Annotated in this window: 12 protein-coding genes; 5 read left to right on the forward strand and 7 right to left on the reverse strand. The window is 74.0% G+C overall.

Annotated elements, in window-relative coordinates; all coding sequences use genetic code 11:
- Window positions 1-45 precede the first annotated feature (45 nt).
- The 3 genes from WMF26_RS20970 (at window position 46) to WMF26_RS20980 (ending at window position 8,362) form a co-directional block, all read left to right on the forward strand.
- Window positions 46-5,478, forward strand: coding sequence for a type I polyketide synthase (locus WMF26_RS20970; protein ID WP_438001785.1), 5,433 nt, complete (start codon window positions 46-48; stop codon window positions 5,476-5,478).
- Window positions 5,475-6,377 carry a phytanoyl-CoA dioxygenase family protein gene (locus WMF26_RS20975; protein ID WP_061627950.1) on the forward strand — a complete coding sequence of 301 codons (903 nt, stop codon included), beginning with the start codon at window positions 5,475-5,477 and terminating at the stop codon, window positions 6,375-6,377. Before WMF26_RS20970 ends, WMF26_RS20975 begins: the two co-directional genes overlap by 4 nt.
- A 68-nt stretch (window positions 6,378-6,445) precedes the next feature.
- Window positions 6,446-8,362, forward strand: coding sequence for a formylglycine-generating enzyme family protein (locus WMF26_RS20980; RefSeq protein WP_438001786.1), 1,917 nt, complete (start codon window positions 6,446-6,448; stop codon window positions 8,360-8,362).
- A 206-nt stretch (window positions 8,363-8,568) separates the two neighbouring features.
- Here the strand turns inward: WMF26_RS20980 and WMF26_RS20985 are convergent, their stop codons facing one another.
- The 3 genes from WMF26_RS20985 to WMF26_RS20995 all read right to left on the reverse strand — a co-directional run bounded on the left by WMF26_RS20985 (window position 8,569) and on the right by WMF26_RS20995 (window position 10,749).
- On the reverse strand, window positions 8,569-9,750 hold the full coding sequence (locus WMF26_RS20985) for an endo-1,4-beta-xylanase (protein ID WP_438001787.1): 1,182 nt from the start codon (window positions 9,748-9,750) through the stop codon (window positions 8,569-8,571).
- A 214-nt stretch (window positions 9,751-9,964) separates the two neighbouring features.
- Complete coding sequence (locus WMF26_RS20990) at window positions 9,965-10,231, reverse strand: DUF6289 family protein (RefSeq protein WP_061627948.1); 267 nt, start codon at window positions 10,229-10,231, stop codon at window positions 9,965-9,967.
- A 368-nt stretch (window positions 10,232-10,599) separates the two neighbouring features.
- Window positions 10,600-10,749, reverse strand: a complete 150-nt coding sequence (locus WMF26_RS20995) for a hypothetical protein (RefSeq protein ID WP_438001788.1) — start codon at window positions 10,747-10,749, stop codon at window positions 10,600-10,602.
- Between the two features lie 69 nt (window positions 10,750-10,818).
- Between WMF26_RS20995 and WMF26_RS21000 the strand changes: the two genes are divergently transcribed.
- Window positions 10,819-11,778, forward strand: coding sequence for an Fpg/Nei family DNA glycosylase (locus WMF26_RS21000; protein WP_438001789.1), 960 nt, complete (start codon window positions 10,819-10,821; stop codon window positions 11,776-11,778).
- Window positions 11,779-11,872: 94 nt separating this feature from the next.
- On the forward strand, window positions 11,873-12,631 hold the full coding sequence (locus WMF26_RS21005; protein ID WP_438001790.1) for a hypothetical protein: 759 nt from the start codon (window positions 11,873-11,875) through the stop codon (window positions 12,629-12,631).
- A gap of 54 nt (window positions 12,632-12,685) precedes the next feature.
- Here the strand turns inward: WMF26_RS21005 and WMF26_RS21010 are convergent, their stop codons facing one another.
- The 4 genes from WMF26_RS21010 to WMF26_RS21025 all read right to left on the reverse strand — a co-directional run bounded on the left by WMF26_RS21010 (window position 12,686) and on the right by WMF26_RS21025 (window position 17,004).
- Window positions 12,686-13,768: an AI-2E family transporter gene (locus WMF26_RS21010; RefSeq protein WP_438001791.1), complete on the reverse strand. Its 1,083-nt coding sequence runs from the start codon at window positions 13,766-13,768 to the stop codon at window positions 12,686-12,688.
- Window positions 13,769-14,207: 439 nt separating this feature from the next.
- A complete protein-coding gene (locus WMF26_RS21015; protein WP_020736186.1) occupies window positions 14,208-14,738 on the reverse strand; it encodes a pyridoxamine 5'-phosphate oxidase family protein in 531 nt (176 codons plus the stop codon).
- Window positions 14,739-14,941: 203 nt separating this feature from the next.
- Window positions 14,942-15,946: a zinc ribbon domain-containing protein gene (locus WMF26_RS21020; protein ID WP_438001792.1), complete on the reverse strand. Its 1,005-nt coding sequence runs from the start codon at window positions 15,944-15,946 to the stop codon at window positions 14,942-14,944.
- Window positions 15,943-17,004: a hypothetical protein gene (locus WMF26_RS21025; RefSeq protein ID WP_437338838.1), complete on the reverse strand. Its 1,062-nt coding sequence runs from the start codon at window positions 17,002-17,004 to the stop codon at window positions 15,943-15,945. Before WMF26_RS21025 ends, WMF26_RS21020 begins: the two co-directional genes overlap by 4 nt.
- Window positions 17,005-17,024 lie beyond the last annotated feature (20 nt).

Genomic DNA, 17,024 nt, shown 5'->3' on the forward strand with positions numbered 1-17,024 from the left:
GCGCGCTCGAGCGCGGCAGCGCGCGGGCTGCTGGCGGGGTGCTGGATGGAAGGCCGGGAGATCCCCTGGGACGAGGTGTCGGCGCGCGCCGCCGCGCTGTCGCCGGAACGGCGGGCGCTCTTCGCGCGCAAGCTGCGCGCCGCGGGTGAGATCCCGCGGCGGCTCGTGGTGGATCCCGTCGCCATCGTGGGCATGGGCTGCCGGCTCCCAGGTGGCGCCGACGATCCGGAGGGCCTCTGGCGCCTGCTGCGCGGCGGCCACGACGCCGTGACCGAGGTGCCGCCCGAGCGCTGGGACGCGCGCGCCTGGTACGACCCGGACCCGGGCGCCCCCGGTCGGACGAGCTCGCGGTGGGGCGCCTTCCTGCGCGAGATCGATCGCTTCGACGCCGCGTTCTTCGGCGTCTCCCCGCGCGAAGCGGCGCGCATGGACCCGAAGCACCGCGTGCTCCTCGAGGTCACCTGGGAGGCGCTCGACGACGCCGGCCTGCCGGGCCCCTCCCTCGCCGGCAGCCGAACCGCGGTATTCGTCGCGGCTTACCAGGGTGACCACGCGCGCCTCGCGCTCGCGGACCCGGGCGCGATCGACGCCTACGCGGGCCTCGGCGCCCAGCAGTGCCTCGCGGCGGGCCGCATCTCCTACCTGCTCGACCTGCGCGGGCCGAGCCTCGTCGTGGACACCGCCTGCTCGTCCTCGCTCGTCGCCGTCCACCTCGCCTGCCGCAGCCTGCTGGCCGGCGAGTGCGACCGCGCCATCGTCGGCGCGGTGAGCCTCGTGCTCGCGCCGGAGGAGTGGGTGGCGATGGCCAAGCTCGGCATGCTCGCGGCCGACGGGCGCTGCAAGACCTTCGACGCGCGCGCGGACGGCTTCGTGCGCGGCGAGGGCTGCGGCGTCGTCGTCCTCGAGCGGCTCTCCGACGCGCTCGCCGCGGGCCGCGACATCCGCGCGCTCGTGCGCGGGACGGCGGTGAACCAGGACGGCCGCACCAACGGCCTGACCGCGCCGAGCGGCCGCGCGCAGGAGGAGGTGATCCGGCTGGCCCTCGCCGACGCCGCCGCCTCGCCCGCGCAGATCGGCTACGTCGAGACGCACGGCAGCGGCACCCGGATCGGCGACCCCATCGAGGTCGAGGCCCTGCGCGCCGTCGTCGGCGCGCCGCGCCCCGATCGGGGGGCCTGCGTGCTCGGCGCGGTGAAGACCAACCTCGGGCACCTCGAGGCCGCGGCCGGGATGGCGGGGCTGCTCAAGGCGACGCTCGCGCTCCAGCGCGGCGAGATCCCGCCGAACCTCCACCTGGAGGAGATCAACCCCGATCTGCCGCTCGCGGGCTCGTGCTTCCTCTTGCCGCGAGCCCCGACGCCGTGGCCGCCCGGGGGCGGGCCGCGGCTCGCGGGGCTCAGCTCCTTCGGCCTGAGCGGCACGAACGCGCACCTCGTGCTCGAGGAGGCGCCCCGCCCGGCGCCCGCGCCCGCGCCGCGCCCGCCGGGGTGCGCCGAGCTCCTGCCCATCTCGGCGCGCAGCCCCGGGGCGCTGCGCGCGCTCGCGGCGGGCTACCGGCGGCTCCTCGACGCGCCGGAGGGCGAGCCTTCGCGCGCGGAGGTCCAGGCGATCTGCGCCGCCGCCGCGCTCGGGCGCGCGCACCACGAGCACCGCCTCGCGCTGGTCGCTCGGGGCCGCGCCGAGCTCGCCGAGCGGCTCGACGCCTTCCTGAAGGGCGAGCCGCGGCCCGGTACGAGCGCCGGGCGCTCTCCGGTCGCCGGACGGCCGCGGATCGCCTTCGTCTTCCCGGGGCAGGGCGGCCAGTGGCCCGGCATGGGCCGCGCGCTGCTCGAGAGCGAGCCCGCCTTTCGCGAGCGCTTCGAGGCATGCGACCGCGCCCTGCGCGCCGCCGAGGGCTGGTCGCTCCGCGACGCGCTCGCCGGCGATCCCGCCTGGCTCGATCGCGTCGATCGCGTCCAGCCGCTGCTCTTCGCGCTCCAGGTCTCCCTGGCCGCGCAGCTCCGCGCCTTCGGCATCGAGCCCGACGCGGTGATCGGCCACAGCATGGGCGAGGCCGCGGCCGCCGTCGTCGCGGGCGCGCTCGACGTCGAGGCGGGCCTCAGGGTCGTCGCGCGCCGCAGCCGGCTCCTCTCGCGCGCGCGAGGCTCGGGCGGCATGGCCGCGGTCGCGCTCTCGGCGGAGCAGGCCGCGGAGCTCGTCGCAGGGCGGCCGGAGGCGCTCTCGATCGCCGCCGTCAACGGGCCGACCGCGACGGTCATCGCGGGCGACGCCGCCGCGCTCGACGCCATCGTCGCGGAGCTGGAGCGCCGCGGGGTGGACGCGCGGCGGATCCGGGTGGACGTTGCCTCGCACAGCGCGGCGGTGGAGGAGCTCTGCCCCACGATCCGCGCCGAGCTCGCGGATCTGCAGCCCCGCCGCGCGGCGAGGCCGATGATCTCCACGGTGACGGGCGCGCCGGTCGAGGGGCCCGAGCTCGACGCCGCCTACTGGGCCCGGAACCTCCGGGAGCCGGTGCGCTTCTGGCCCGCGCTGCGGACGCTGGTGTCCGACACCCCCTCCGTGTTCCTCGAGCTGGGCCCGCACCCGACGCTGCTCGCGCCGCTCCGGGAGGGCCTCGCCCTCCTCGGCCTCGAGGCGCGCAGCCCGCTGCTCGCCGCCATGCGGCGGGGCGAGGACGATCGCGCGGGCCTCCTCGGCGCCGTCGGCGCGCTGTACTGCTTCGGCTTCCCCGTCGCGTGGAGCGCGCTCCAGCCGCCCGGCGGGCCGCGCGCAGCGCTGCCGGCCTACCCCTGGGACCGCGCGGCCCTCCCGGCAGCGCCGGAGCGCCGCGCTCCGGCGGCCCGTTCGCTGCTCGGCGAGCACATCGCGCTGGCCGAGCCGCCGGGCGCCCACCTCTGGCACGGCGCGCTCGACGCCGCGGATCTGGCCCTCTTCGCCGACCACCGCGTCGAGGACGCCATCGTGCTCCCGGGCACGGCGACGCTCGACGCGGCGCTCGCCGCCACGGCGGAGCTCTTCGGACCGGGCCCCCGCGATCTCACGGACGTCGTCTACGAACGGCCCGCGGTGCTGCCAGACGACGGCACGTGCCGGTTCCAGATGCTCGTCACCGAGCAGGGCCCGGGCGCGGCCGCGTTCCGCCTGCACCAGCGCCGCCCTGGCGAGCCGGCATGGACGCTCGTCGCGCGCGGCGGAGCCGCCGTCGCCCAGCCAGCCACCGCGCCCCTCGCGCTCGACGTCGCCGCGATCCGCGCCCGCTGCGGCGCCGTCGAGCCTGGCGCCGCCTTCTACGCGCGGCGCGCCGCGCGCGGCAACGCCTGGGGCCACGGCTTCCAGGGCATCGCGCGGCTGTGGCGCGGCGACGCCGAGGCGCTCGCCGAGATCGTGGCCCCTGCGGAGGTCGCGGGCGCGCTGCCGCGCCACGCGCTGCACCCCGCGTTGCTCGACGCCTGCGGCCAGGCCGCCGTGGAGCTCGCCGAGGACCCCGCGATGCCCGGCCCCTTCGTGCTCGCGGGCGTCGCGCGGGTGCGCCTGCGCGGCCCCCTGGTCCCGCGGCTCTGGAGCCACCTGACCGTCCGCCGCCGCGATCGAGACGGCGTACACGCGGACGTGCGCGTCGCGGATCCGGACGGCCGGATCGTGGTCGAGGTCGACGATCTCCGGCTGGCGCGCCTCGCCGCGCGCGGACCGGAGCGCCGCCCCGAGGACGCGCTCACCGTCCTCCAATGGCAGCCGGCGCCGCGCCCCGCCGGCGCGACGACGTCGCGCGGCGGCTGGCTGATCGTCGCGGATCGGGGCGGCGTGGGCGACCGCCTCGCGGCCATCGCTCGGGCCGATGGCCGCCCCTGCGCTCTCGTGAGGCCGGACGTCGGCGCCGCACGCGCCTCGCTCCCCGGCGCCGCGGCGCCGGAGCCGCCGTGGGAGATCGTCTACCTCGCCGCGCTGGACGCGCCGGCGGGCGGCGCCGCCAGCGCGGCCGCGCTGGAAGCCGAGGTGCTGCGGCTCGCGGGCCTCGCGCTGGAGCAGCTCCACGGCGCGCTCGACTCCGGGCGATCGCACCGGATCTGGCTGATCACGCGCGGCGCGCAGCCGGTCGAGCCAGGCCCGGTCGCCGCGGCGCAGGCCGTGCTCCTCGGGCTCGGCCGCACGCTCGAGGCCGAGCGCCCCGAGCACCTCGGCGGCCTCGTGGACCTGCCGCCGGACGCCGCCGCCGGGGAGGCTGCGGCCCTGATCGCCGCGGAGATCGCCGGCCGATCCGGCCCCGCGGAGGAGGTGGCGTACCGCCGGGGTGAGCGCCTCGCGGCTCGGCTCTCGACCTGGGACGACGAGCGCTCCGCCCCCGAGCCGCTCCGGCTGCGCCCCGACGCGAGCTACCTCGTCACCGGCGGCCTCGGCGACCTCGGGCTGCTCGTCGCGCGCCGCCTGGTCGAGCGGGGCGCGCGGCACCTCGTCCTCCTCGGCCGGACGCCGCCCGGCGCGGCCGGGGCGGGCGACGCGCGCGCCGCCGCGATCACCGCCCTCGAGGCGCTCGGGGCGCGCGTGCGGATCGCCGTGGCCGACGTCGGCGACGAGCGGGCCCTGCGCGCCTCGCTCGCGGCCCACGACGCCGCGGCCTGGCCTGCCATCCGCGGCGTGATCCACTGCGCCGGGGTGCATCGCCCCGCGCCGCTCGACCAGCTCACGGCCGACGACCTCCTCCCCGACCTGCGATCCAAGGTGCTCGGCGCCTGGCTGCTCGATCGCCTGCTCGCGGATCTCGACCTCTTCGTGCTCTTCTCCTCCGCCGCGACGCAGCTCGGCTCGCCCCTGCTCGGCGGCTACGCCGCCGCCAACGCGTTCCTCGACGCGCTCGCCCACGATCGCCGGGCGCGCGGCCTCCCCGCGCTGAGCGTCGGCTGGGGCTACTGGGACGGCGTCGGCATGGCCGCGCGGCGCGAGCGGGCCGAGGGCCGGCGCGCCGCGCCGCGCGGCGTCGCGCCCCTCGCCCCGGATCGCTGCCTCGACGTGCTGGAGCGCCTGCTCGCTGGCGCGCCGCCCCACGTCGGCGTGCTGGGCGTCGACTGGAGCGCGTGGTCGGCAGCCTACCCCGAGGCCGCGGCCGCGCCGCGCCTCGCGCTGCTCGCCGGGCGCGGCGCGGCCTCCTCGCCCGGCGAGGGCCCGGGGGGCGCCGCCCTGCTGGTCGCCGACCCGCTCGCCGGCGCGCCCGAGGAGCGGCGGGGGCGCCTCGAGCTGTACCTGCGGGCCCGCGTTGCGGCGGCGCTGCGCCGGCCCGCGGCGGATCTGCCCTTGGACGAGCCCCTCGTCCGCCTCGGCCTCGATTCGCTCATGGCGGTCGAGCTCCGGAGCCGGCTCGCGGCCGAGCTGGCGATCGCGGTCTCGATCGTCGATGTGTTACGCTCGCCGGGCGTGCTCGCCCTCGCGGAGCTGCTCGCCGCGCGCGCCGAGCCCGCGGGGGAATGGGAGGAGATCACCCTGTGAGCAGCGCGACCCTCAGCGACGCCATGCTCCGCGCCTTCTCCGACGAGGGCTACCTGCTCGTCGAGGGCGCGCTCCCCCCGCCGGTCGTCGCCGCGGTGATCGACGAGCTCGACGCGGCGGTCGACGCCTGCTCCCGGGATCTCCGCGACCGAGGCCAGCTCGAGGATCCGCTGGAGGAGCACGGCTTCGACACGCGCCTGCACCGGCTCTCCCTGCGCACGGACGCGGTGGTGCGGACGCTCTTCAACCGCAACTACATGCGCCCTGCGCTGCTCGAGCTGATCCGCGGCCCCGCGCTGCTCGATCTGCTCGAGCCGCTGCTCGGCCCCGAGATCGCCTGCCACCCCGGCTACCGCGTCCGGCCGAAGCTCCCGAGCAGCAGCCCCATCTCGTGGATGCGCGCCATGCCGTGGCACCAGGACGTGGCCTACCTGGTGCCGGAGTGTGACCGGTACTTCTACGCGACCGTCTGGATCCCGCTCACGGAGTCCACCGAGGAGAACGGCTGCATCGAGGTGCTCCCCCGCGGTCATCGAGGCATCCTTCCGCACCGCAACGTGCACGGTGAGCCGTTCCTCGAGATCCTGGGCGAGGCGCTGCCGCCGCTCGAGTCCGTGAAGGTCCCGGCCCGCCCGGGCGATGTGCTCCTCATGAGCGGCCTCATGCCGCACCGGTCCGGCCTGAACCGGACCGAGCGCGTCCGCTGGAGCCTCGATCTGCGCTACCACGCGGCGGACGTCCCGCCGGGCTACTCCGGGGAGCCCGCCCTCCTGGTGCGCAGCCGGAGCCGCCCCGAGGGGGTGATCCGGGACTGCGCCGACGTGGAGCGCCTGCGCGAGGCGAGCCCGGCTGTGGACGCGCCGCGCTACCGTCGCTGGCCGACGGTGCACCCCACCTGAGCGGACGCGGCGCGACGGGCTCACCCCTCGACACGCCCGTGTGTCGCGTCGAGCAAGGAGAAACAGCAATGGACCTCGAGACCCGCAGCCCCCCGACCGCCGGCAGCGCGCGCGTCACCAACCTGGAGATCGTCGGCCGGGAGGGCGACGAGATCACCGTTCGCTTCGACGTCGCCTGGGACAACTCGTTCCGCGAGCGCGGCGGGCCGGGGGCTGGCAACTGGGACGCCGTCTGGCTCTTCGTCAAGTACCGCGGCACCGAGGTGGTCCCGTTGCACGACAACGGGGACATCCGCGCTGCGGCGGATCAGGGGGACCTGTCCCCGCTCGCCGCAGCGGCGATGGCGGCGGTCCCCGCTCCCGCGGCGGTCCCCGCTGCCGTGGCGGCTGCGGTGGCGATCCCCGTTTCCGCGGCGGCTGCGCCGATCCCCGCTCCCGTGTCTGGGAGGCCGAGCTCCTTGCGGTTGCGCGGCAAGCGTGAGGTGCACCCGGTGACCCCGGGCCAGAAGTGGCGCGTCCGGGTGGAGCGGTACCACCACCGCAGCCCGATGGGCCCGCTGGAGTCGTCCGTCGAGGACATCACCGTGCGGGCGCTCGGCGACAGGGGCCACGGCCTCGAGGCCAGCCGGATGAGCGAGTGGCGGCACGCGCTGATCGCAGCCGCCCGCGCGCCCGTTGGAGGCGAGGTGCTCCTCCCCGAGGATCAGCGCGGCGTGTTCCTCTACCGCAGCGACGAGAACGCCGGCGTGGGCCCTGTCGTCTTCCGCGCGGTGACCCTGACCCTCTGCCGCCCACCGGACGGCCCTGCCTTCGCCGACCACGTGTCGCTCTGGGTGTTCGGCATCGAGATGGTCTACATCCCCGAGGGCCCGTTCTCGCTGGGGGATCCGCTGGGCCCTGGCGGGGGGCCGGCCGCCTGCTTCTACGACGCCTCGCTCGGCGACAAGGAACCCGATCGATCCTACCGCGTGACGTCCGACGGCCCGATCGAGGTGGGGCCGAACGGCGACCGGTCGCGGCTCTACTACGACGGGGACGCGTCCGAGGGGAACGAGGGCGACGGGCAGGGCCCGATTCCGAAGGGATTCCCGAACGGGTACGGCGCCTTCTACGTGATGAAGTACCAGATCAACCAGGGCCAGTACGGCGATTTCGTCAACACGCTCCAGGGCCCGGCGAGAACGGTGCGCTTTTCGTACTGGTTTGGTTCTTATCGCTACACCACCTTCATGACGCAATCGAGCGCTCGCCTCACGCTGCGTCCCGACAACGCCTGCAATTGGCTCGCGTGGATGGACGGGGCAGCCTTCGCCTGCTGGGCGGGCCTGCGCCCGCTGACGGAGCTCGAGTACGAGAAGGCCTGCCGTGGTCCAGCGCAGGCCGTGAGCTGCGAGTATGCGTGGGGCACCACCACGGCCGTGCAGGCCCAGGTGATCTTCGGCAACGAGGGGGGCGTGAGCTGGGTCAACGGCAACGCGGCCTTCCAACAGGCCATCTTCGTCGGCGGCGACGGCGGCTCCGGACCGCTGCCCGGCAACGCCTTCGGCGGCCCGCCGGCGTCCTGGTCCGGCGCGTGCGCCTTCGGCATGCGTCGCGATTTCGCCGAGGACCAGTCCGGCCTGTCCCCGGTCCAGGTGAACGAGCGAGAGCGGACCGGCGGATCGTATTACCGGGTGATGGGGCTGAGCGGCAATCTCTGGGAGTGGTGCGTGACCGTCGGGGAGCCCCAGGGCCGGGCGTTTACCGGTACCCCCGGCACCGGCGAGCTCGACGGCTTCGGGAACCCCGACGTCAAGTTGCTCGGCTGGCCCGACGTCGACGTCGTTGGCGCCGGCGCGCGGGGGGGCTCCTGGTACACCGCGCTGACGAAGCTGCGGCTCGCGGATCGATCGTACGGCTCCGGCTTGGAGAGCTACTCCACCCGGGCCCATGATATGGGCTTCCGCTGCGCGCGGACGGTCGGCTCCTCGGCGCCCACGCGCTGACGCCGACGGCCGGCGTCCCCTCACGCGCCCGCCCCAGCGGTTGCCCGTCGGCGCTCACCGCGCTCACCGTTGCCGCCAACGCCGCCGCTCTGCCGTATCCGGGTCAGCCGCGGGTCTCCAGCGCGTGCGCTCGGCTCGCCCGCTGCCGAGTCGGGCGCGGCGGTGCGGTGCTCGTCGCTCCACGCTCCGAGCGGGCCGGCGACGGGTCACTCCCCGCGACCGAGGAACTCCATCAGCCAGGCCATCGCCGGCCGCATGGTGCCGTCCGGGTGCAGGAGGCCCGTGTTGTCCCGCCAGGTGGAACCGACGACATAGCCCCAGAGGGTGATGCCTTTGACGGCGGGGTGGTTGTAGAACATCGTGAACTGCTCCTCCATCACCCGGCGCTGCTCCTCGTCGTCCGCGAGGCTGATGTCGTACTCGGTGATGTACACGGGCAGGCCCGTGGCGGCGAGCCCGTCGATGAAGCCCTTCACCGTGCTGGCGTCGAACTTGTACGCGTCGTGGGCCTCCGCGCCGAGGGCGTCGATCGGAGCGCCCGCGGCCAGCAGCGCCTTCACCATCTCGACGAAGCGGTCGTGCTCGCCCTTGTACTCGATGTTGTTGTAGTCGTTCAGGATCAGGGTCGCGCCCGGGCAGAATTCGCGAGCCCACGTGAAGGAGTTGACGATCCAGTCATAGCCGCTCTCGCCGTCGCCCCCGATGGCGTTCTTGAAGGTAGGCGTGGTGTGGGGCGGCGGCTCGTTCACGACGATGATGTACTTCGTCGCGGGATACCGTTCGCAGAACGCCTGCATCCAGTCCCTGATGGCCTGCCGCTGCTCGTCGTCGGTGAGGCGCACGAGCCAGCTCGGCTGGGTGGCCCCCCACACGAAGACGTGCTCCATGAAGGGAATGTCGTTGTCCTGCGCGTATTTGTAGATCGCGTCGAGCCTGCTCCAGTCTCGAACGCCGCGGGAAATCTCGACGCTGCCGAGCCTGCCCTCGACCTCGGGCGCGATCTGGTCCCAGTACCGGATGAAGTCGTCGCGCACGGCGAGATCCGTCGTGATGTTGCCGACGAATTTGCCGTTGTCCGCGCTGCTCGAACCGCCCGACCCGTGGCTTGAGCCGCCAGCCCCGGAGCCGCTCGTCCCAGCACCCCCGGAGCCGCCGTCGCCGGCGCCGCCCGTACCCGCGCCGGAGGCTCCCGCGCCGCCCGCGCCAGCGCCGCTCGCGCTGACGCCGGCGCTGACGCCGTGGCCGTCCGCTCCGGTCGAGCCCCCTGCGCTCGACGAGCCGCCCGGGCCAGGGTCAACCCTGTCGACCTTGCCAGAGCAGCCAGAGAGGGCCCCGAGCCCGAGCCCGAGCGCGCCGCACAGCCATCGAGAAGCACGGTTCTTGTTCATGCCAACCCCCGCGATTTGGATGATCGTCGATGGTGGCTTCTGGAGCAAGAAAGCCGTTGGTCAGCCACGCGATCCGAGAGAGCACGCGCCCGGCCAGGCACGCCGGGCAGATCGGTCCCTGGAATTCCCGCTGCCCTCTGGATCGATCGCGATCCGTGCCGAGGAGCGATCCGTGCGACGGTCACGAGAGCGGGCGGAGCGTGGCGCGCTTGCCTCAGCGAGGAGGCGGGGTGCAGAGGAAACACCCGCCACACTCGTAATGCTGCGTCTTGGTGCCCCACGCGATCTGGTTGTTGCAGCAATCGCGGCCGTACTTGCCGACGACCGTCGTGTGGCTCTCGTCGCTGTAGTAGATGCAGTTCGCCCCGGGCGCCGCCTCGCTCGAGGGAGCCAGCAGGGCGGCGCTTCCCAGCATCGCCGCGCCTGCAGTCAGGGCAGCGAAGAAGAACCGCAAGCGGGTAGCAGGGCCGATCCGACGCATGGATAACTCCTTTTGCGATGGAGGTCTTTCCTGGCCTCCGGGTCGATGCGACACACCTTAGAACGAATGCCCGGCTCGGGCAAGCGCTCGGGCCGAGCGCTCGATACGGCCATCGACGGATGCATTCCTGCATTGGTGAGAGCGCCGCCGAGGGTGGCGGCGAATGGTGGAAACAGCGCACCAGCCTTGCTGCAACAGCAAACCTCGCGCGCTGCGCGCCGACGGTCGATTGTCGCTCCGAAAGAAAAGTCCGCAGGCACAGCAGTGCTGTCCCCTTCGTCTGCCTGGCTCAGCTCTTTTTTTTGCGCCCTTCACGCCATAACACCCAACATCACAATTCTTAACGAACGCCTGAGAGACAGACGGTGCTAGCCGCTCTCGTGGACGACGCGTAGCTCCCCGGGATCTCGGCGGGCGCCGATCCTCGCCGCCTTGCTGTCGGCGTCGGTGGCGTTCCCGATCGCGAGGACGATCATCTCCTGCGCGCGGATGCAGGCGGACATGTGCGGGCGGAGCATCGTGCGCTCTTTGCGCTGGAGCCCCTTGCGATCCGGTCGGTCTGCACCCAGAGCGTCCTGGAGCCGCTCATGCCCGAAGGCGACACGCTCTTCCGGATCGCCGCTGCCCTTGGCCCCGCGCTGGAGGGCGCGCGCGTCATCGCCCTGGAGCTGCCCCGGAGCGACCGGCGGTGCGACGCGCTCGTCGGCCGACGGATCGAGCGCGTGGAGGCGCGCGGCAAGAACCTGTTGATCTTCTTCGACGAGGGCACCGTGCTGCACACGCACCTGCGGATGAGCGGCGCGTGGCACCTCTACCGCGAGGGCGAGCGCTGGAAGCGGTCCGAGGCGACGGCGACGGCGATCCTCGCGGTCCCGGGCTACGTCGCCGTCTGCTTCCGCGCGCCCATCGTGCGCCTGCTCCGCGCGAGCGCCTTGCGCGGCGACCGGCTGCTCGGCAGCCTCGGCCCGGACCTGCTCGGCGACGGCTTCGACGCCGCGGAGGCGCTCCGCCGCCTGCGCGCGCTCGACGAGGTGCCGCTCGGGGTCGCGATCATGGATCAGCGCGTCGTCGCCGGCATCGGCAACGTCTACAAGAGCGAGCTGCTCTTCCGGAGGCGGCTCGACCCGTTCGCCCCGGTCCGGGCGTACTCGGACGAGGAGCTCTCCGCGATGCTCGACCTCGGCCGCCGTCTCCTGCAGGCCAACGTCGAGCCGCGGGATCCCTCCGGCGCGTACCGCGGTCCCACCGCGCACTACGTCCACACGCGCACGACGCGCGCGGGGTTCGACCGCGGCAGGCGGCCGGTCAGCGTCTACGGCCGCGAGGGGCGCGCCTGTTACGACTGCGGCGCCGCGATCCAGATGCGCCGCCAGGGGACGATAATGCGGTCGACGTACTTCTGCCCCCGCTGCCAGCCGGCCCGCGCCGCGCCGGCGCCGTCGGCCGCTCCAGCGACGCCGGCGGAGACAATGCAGCCGGACGGATCTGCGCCGTCCTCGGACGGGTCCGCGCCTTCATCGAACGGATCTACGCGATCGGTATCGTGATCTTGGCCGCCTGCGGAGGGCGGCGAGGCGGTCGAGATCCGGAGATGCGCGAGGCCGAGACCTTTTTGTCGGCCGGATCGTAAGATCCAGCCTCATGCGCGTCGCCTGGTTCCTTCTCGTGCTCGTGCCTGCGTGCAGCCACCCCGTGGACGAGCCCGTCTCTCCGGATGCCGAGAACCCGAAGAGCCCTCCCTCCGGCGGTTCGTCCTCCTCTCCGGCGTCTCCGGCCGCTGCGCCCTCGGCAGGCGCCGCCGAGGTGGACGCCCGCTTCGCCCCGCTGATCGCCTCCGCCTATCGCGACTACAAGGCCTGGGGCCGCGTCGACGACGAGCTCCGCTGGGCGCCCTGGCTCTGCCGCCTGCCGCTCCCCGGCCGTGCCCGCATGAGCGCCGCCGAGGACGGCGGTCACGCCCGCAAGCTCTACTCGGTGTTCGCCAAGCACCGCGATCGCTATCCGCTGGTGCAGGCCGAGGCGCCCGTGTCCCAGCCGATCGGGCAGGCCCTCGTCAAGGAGAGCTACCACCCCGAGCTCGTCGACGCGAAGGAGGTCCCCGAGCTCCCATCGCATCAGCCTTCGGGGCCTGACGGCGCGTCCGGCACGCCGGATCACTTCGATCCTTACCTGCGGGACGGCGATCGCGTCTACCGCGCGTCGCGCTTCGCCGGCGCCTACGTGGTGCTCAAGGTCGCGCCGGAGACCCCCGGCACCGACGCCGGCTGGGTCTACGGGACGGTCGCGCCCGGGGGCGAGGTGACCTCCGCCGGCCGGGTCGCGTCGTGCATGGGGTGTCATGTGAGCGCCCGCCACGAGCGCGTCTTCGGGATCGCGCCGGCGCCGTCCGCGGCGCCCTGACCCGCACCGCGCGACGTGCTCCCTCGCCGGCCCCCTGGCCGGGCACAACCTCGCTCACCCCGATCTCCGCGCTCCCGCCACGCTCGGACGCAGCAGCGACGGCGGCGCCTGCTCCTCGCTCGGCGCCGCCTCCGGCTCGTGCTCCTCCGGCGCCGGCTCCATGACGCGCGCGATCCACGACAGCCCCTCCACGTTCTCCAGCGTGATCTTCGCCACCATCATGATCGGCACCGACAGCAGCGCCCCCGACGGCCCCCAGAGCCAGCCCCAGAAGAGCATCCCGAGCAGCACGGCGAGCGGGGACAGCCCCAGCGTCCGCCCGAGGACCCGCGGCTCCAGCACATTGCCCACCAGCAGGTTGATGAGCAGATACCCGATCGCCACGATCGCCGCGGTCCCGGGCCCCTGGCTCGCCAGCGCGGCGAGCACGGCCGGGATCGTCGCCACCGCCGCGCCGATGTTCGGGATGAAGTGCAGGACGAACAGGCTCGACGCCAGGAGGAGCGCCAGGTCCACGTCCAGGAGGACCAGCATCACGTAGGCGAGCACGGCGACGAGCAGGCTGGTCAGCATCTTCACGAGCAGGTACTTCTTCACCTCGCGCACGATGCGGTCGACGTGCTCGAGCCCGCGGCCGGGGTCCGCGATGATCGCCCGGAGCTTCGCGCCGGCGCCCGCGAACTCGCAGAGCGCGAAGAAGACGACGAGGAGCACCATGCCCAGGTTCGACGCCGCGCTGGCGACCGTCACCGCGGCCCCGCCGAGCAGCGGCACCAGGGACGCCGTGTGCAGCGTCTTGGACAGGAACTCCGGGTTCACCGGCAGCCCGCGCTCCGTGAGCGTCGCGGCGATCGCCACGGTGATCTCCGAGGCGCGCGCCAGGTAGGCCGGCACCTTCTCCTCCAGCTCCACCCCGGCGATGGTGACCACCGCCCCCACGAAGGCCAGGATCGCGAGGTCGACCACGAGCGCCGCCAGCGCCCCGACGGCCGGGGGGAGCCCCCGCCGCGTCACCCAGCTCGCGATGGGCGAGGAGATGGCCGCGAGCGCGATCCCGAACAGCACCGGCACGAGGAACGGCTCGGCGTAGCGTAACCCCACGATGACAACGACCGCGGCCGCCGCGACCATCATCATCTGAGCTCGACGAGATATCGTGAAGATCCCCATGCCTGACCTCGCTGCTGACGGGTTCCCGCGTCACGTCCATCTCAGAAGGTGAGCACGGTGCAATTCCATGAAAAGCAAGGGATGCGCCACGCTCCGTCCCGCTGGTCCCCCGGCGCGCGGGCGCTCGCGGACTCGCCGCGTCCGCTGGATTCGCGCGCTCGCCGCGCGCGGCGCGGCGTTCGTTCCTCGCGCGGGATCGTGGAGGTGGGGCCAGCCTGCACGGGCGGAGCGATCTGCTACGCGCGCCGGTTCGATGCTGGGGGGAGGGGGGCAGACTCAGGAGCGCCGCAGAGGGCAGTGAGGCGCGATGTCGCATGCGGCGCCGCGCCACGTCGGCCGCATCGACGCGTCGGAGCGCTGCGCCAGAGCGAGCCGGCGCAGCGCTCCTCGCCGCGGTGGAGATCGCTTACCGCGCGGCCACCCGGCCGTCGCTCGTCGGCCCGCCGTTGAGCGGCACCGCGGCGTGCTGGCTGGCGTCGGTCTTCGGGGTCGTCCCGGTGACGTAGGCCTTGACCGCCTCGACCAGGAACCGGAGCCCGGCCGTGCCCTGGTTGTCCCAGTACTCGCCCTCGCGCGGGGTCACATGGATGAGCGCGAGGTGGGGGTCGTCCTTGCCCTTCGGGAAGTAGACCCTGGCCTCTTCCGACCACAGCTCCTCGATCTTCGCCCGGCTCCTCACGATCGACGCGCGACCCGAGAGCGACAGGAAGCGGCGCTCCTCCTGGAGCGTCACGTTCACCTCCGGATTCGACTCGATCTCGTCGATCTTGCCCGAGTCGATGCTCGTCATGAACCAGATGTCCCCGGTGCCGTCGTCGACCTTCACCAGCGCCATGGGACGCGCCCGCAGCGAGCCGTGGTTGGCCTGCGTGACGAGCATGGCATTCCGGAACTTCTTGAGGATCTCCAGCAGCTTCTCTCGCGACCCAGTTTCCATGGTCTCCTCCGTTGAGTCCCGCCGTCAGTTGCGAGATCCGGACCACGGCCGGCTCACCCGCGAGATCGCGCGATGAACGGCCCTGTTGTGCCGCACCCAGCGTGCGCTAGAGGCATTCCGCCACAGCCGTCCGCGCGTTCCGCGCGAGCGCGAGCCGCCGCCTTGCGCAGCGTCAGGAGGGCTGTCGCGCGGCGCTGGCGAAGCTACCCAGCGCGCGTGAGCGCGAGCGCCGCGACGACGATCGCGATCAGCGCGAGCGCGCCGACGACCACGAGCGCCACCTTGCCCCACGCGATCGGCGCCGTGCCCGTGACGCAGCTCGCGTCCTGACCGTGCACGACGGCGCGGTAGCTGCGCCCCTCGTAGCGGTAGGCGAGCACGTACGAGGGAAGCGCCACCCGGCGCGTCTCGAGCGCGCGCAGGAGCACCGCCACGTGCACATTGCGGAAGGTGGACCCGGGGATCACGCCCTGCTTCAGCGCCGCCTCCGCGGCCGCGGCGATCCGCTCGCTGACGATCTTCCGCGCCGCCGAGCGCTGCGCGTCGAACTGCTCCAGCACCGCGTCCTCTGGGCCGAGCTGCTGCTGGGACCGCTGCGCGACCGGCACCACCTGGTCGAGCCGGAAGCGCGGCGCGAGCTCCCGGGCCTCGTCGAGCGACAGCCCGCGCGACGCGGACACGAGCAGGCTGCGGAACGGCAGCTGCGTCTGTCCGGCGTGGGGGGCCCAGGCGCTCCGCCGGGCGCCCGCGTTCGAGTCCGCCGTCCAGCTCACCACCGCGTCCGCGTTGACGAGCCAGCCCGCCCACCAGATCGGGCGCAGCCCCTCCACGGTCGCCGCCTGCGACAGGTCCGACGGCCGGAAGAAGCCGAGCGTCGACATCCACCGCCGCAGCGCCTGGTCGGCCTCCGCGGGAGGCACCCTGAACGGGAGCAGCCAGTCGGCCTGGTCGACCGGGTCGACCGGCTGCTCCAGCCGCGTGACCGCGCCGCAGAAGCGGCACTTCGGCGCCTGCGCCTCGGCCGAGTACGCCACCGCGGCGCCGCACTCGGTGCACCGCAGCACCTGCACCGGCGGCGGGGCCGGGCCGCGGTCCAGCGGCGCGGCGAGGCCGCAGACGGCGCAGCGCAGGTCGCCCGGTTCCAGCGGCCCCTGGCAGCGCGCGCAGCACCGCGCCGCGGCCGGCGAGACGCCAACGCTCATGCTCATCGCGCCCCTCCGGTCGGGGTGGGCCTGCTCCCGCCGGGGCGGGCGCGCTCGGCCGGCGCGGGCGCGGCGGCGGGGGCCGGCGGCCGCGCGACGCCGCGCCGCTCGGCCGGGTCGCGGTCGCGGGCCGCGGCCAGGACGAACGGCGCCGCGAGGAGCAGGATCGCGAGCAGCACGGCGAGGGCGATCTTCACCCAGGAGAGGGGCGCCTTGCCGTGGATGGCGCCGGTCTGACCGTTGATGAGGACCCGGAAGGGCGGCTTGCGCGGGTCGTGCCGGATCGCGAGCACCCAGAGGGGCACATAGATGAGCTCGAGCGTCTCCTGGTCGAGGCGCGTCTCGTGGGTGAGGCCGTGGTGGCTGTCCCCGGGCATGAAGCCCGGGAGGTCGCGGCCGACCTTCTCGAGCGCCTCCCGCCGCGCGAGGGCGTAGCACTCCGCCTGCGTCATGGTCGGCTCCTCGGCGACCCAGCCGCTCAGGACCGCGGGCGTGTAGCGCCGCATCGTGCGCAGGTCGAACGGCTCGATCGCCTCGAGCTCGGCGTTCTGGACGGCGCGCGACGCCACGACGAGCACATCCATGACGTAGGTGGCGTGCTGGCCTTCGAGGTGCCGGTGCTCGGTCCTCGTGACGACGCGCGTGCGGGTGACGGTGTTCCCCTTGTCGTCGGTCGTCGTGTACGTCTCGGTCTCCTGGTAATTCTCGCCGATCTGCGCCGCGTAGCGCGTCTGCGCCATCGCCGAGTACAGGTACGCGGGCGTGTAGACGCCGCGGATCGCGTCGATGGTGCCCTTCTTGACGCTCGACTGCACGAAGAGGCTCCGCTTCCCGAGCCACGCCGCGACGGCGCCCTGCGCGCTCTCCCTGGCCATGGCGAACCCGAGCACGAAGTGCGGCGACGGCCGGTCGTTCGAGGGCGGCCGCTCCACGACCGACGGCGACGCGCAGTAGGGGCACACCGCGGTCCGCTGGTCCGCTTCGACGCGCAGCGAGGCGCCGCAGGTCTCACATTCGAGTTGCACCGGCGCCCGAGAGAACCGCACCCGGGGGCGGGGCGTCAACAGGGAAGGGGCGGCGCGGC

The sequence above is a fragment of the Sorangium sp. So ce185 genome (assembly GCF_051526825.1).
GTDB classification, from domain to species: domain Bacteria; phylum Myxococcota_A; class Polyangia; order Polyangiales; family Polyangiaceae; genus Sorangium; species Sorangium cellulosum_D.

Coding starts and splice junctions, on each gene's coding strand:
- WMF26_RS20970 (WP_438001785.1), top strand. CDS start 46: ATGGAAGGCCGGGAGATCCCCTGGGACGAGGTGTCGGCGCGCGCCGCC.
- WMF26_RS20980 (WP_438001786.1), top strand. CDS start 6,446: ATGGACCTCGAGACCCGCAGCCCCCCGACCGCCGGCAGCGCGCGCGTC.
- WMF26_RS20985 (WP_438001787.1), bottom strand. CDS start 9,750: ATGAACAAGAACCGTGCTTCTCGATGGCTGTGCGGCGCGCTCGGGCTC.
- WMF26_RS20990 (WP_061627948.1), bottom strand. CDS start 10,231: ATGCGTCGGATCGGCCCTGCTACCCGCTTGCGGTTCTTCTTCGCTGCC.
- WMF26_RS20995 (WP_438001788.1), bottom strand. CDS start 10,749: ATGCTCCGCCCGCACATGTCCGCCTGCATCCGCGCGCAGGAGATGATC.
- WMF26_RS21000 (WP_438001789.1), top strand. CDS start 10,819: ATGCCCGAAGGCGACACGCTCTTCCGGATCGCCGCTGCCCTTGGCCCC.
- WMF26_RS21005 (WP_438001790.1), top strand. CDS start 11,873: ATGCGCGTCGCCTGGTTCCTTCTCGTGCTCGTGCCTGCGTGCAGCCAC.
- WMF26_RS21010 (WP_438001791.1), bottom strand. CDS start 13,768: ATGATGATGGTCGCGGCGGCCGCGGTCGTTGTCATCGTGGGGTTACGC.
- WMF26_RS21015 (WP_020736186.1), bottom strand. CDS start 14,738: ATGGAAACTGGGTCGCGAGAGAAGCTGCTGGAGATCCTCAAGAAGTTC.
- WMF26_RS21020 (WP_438001792.1), bottom strand. CDS start 15,946: ATGAGCATGAGCGTTGGCGTCTCGCCGGCCGCGGCGCGGTGCTGCGCG.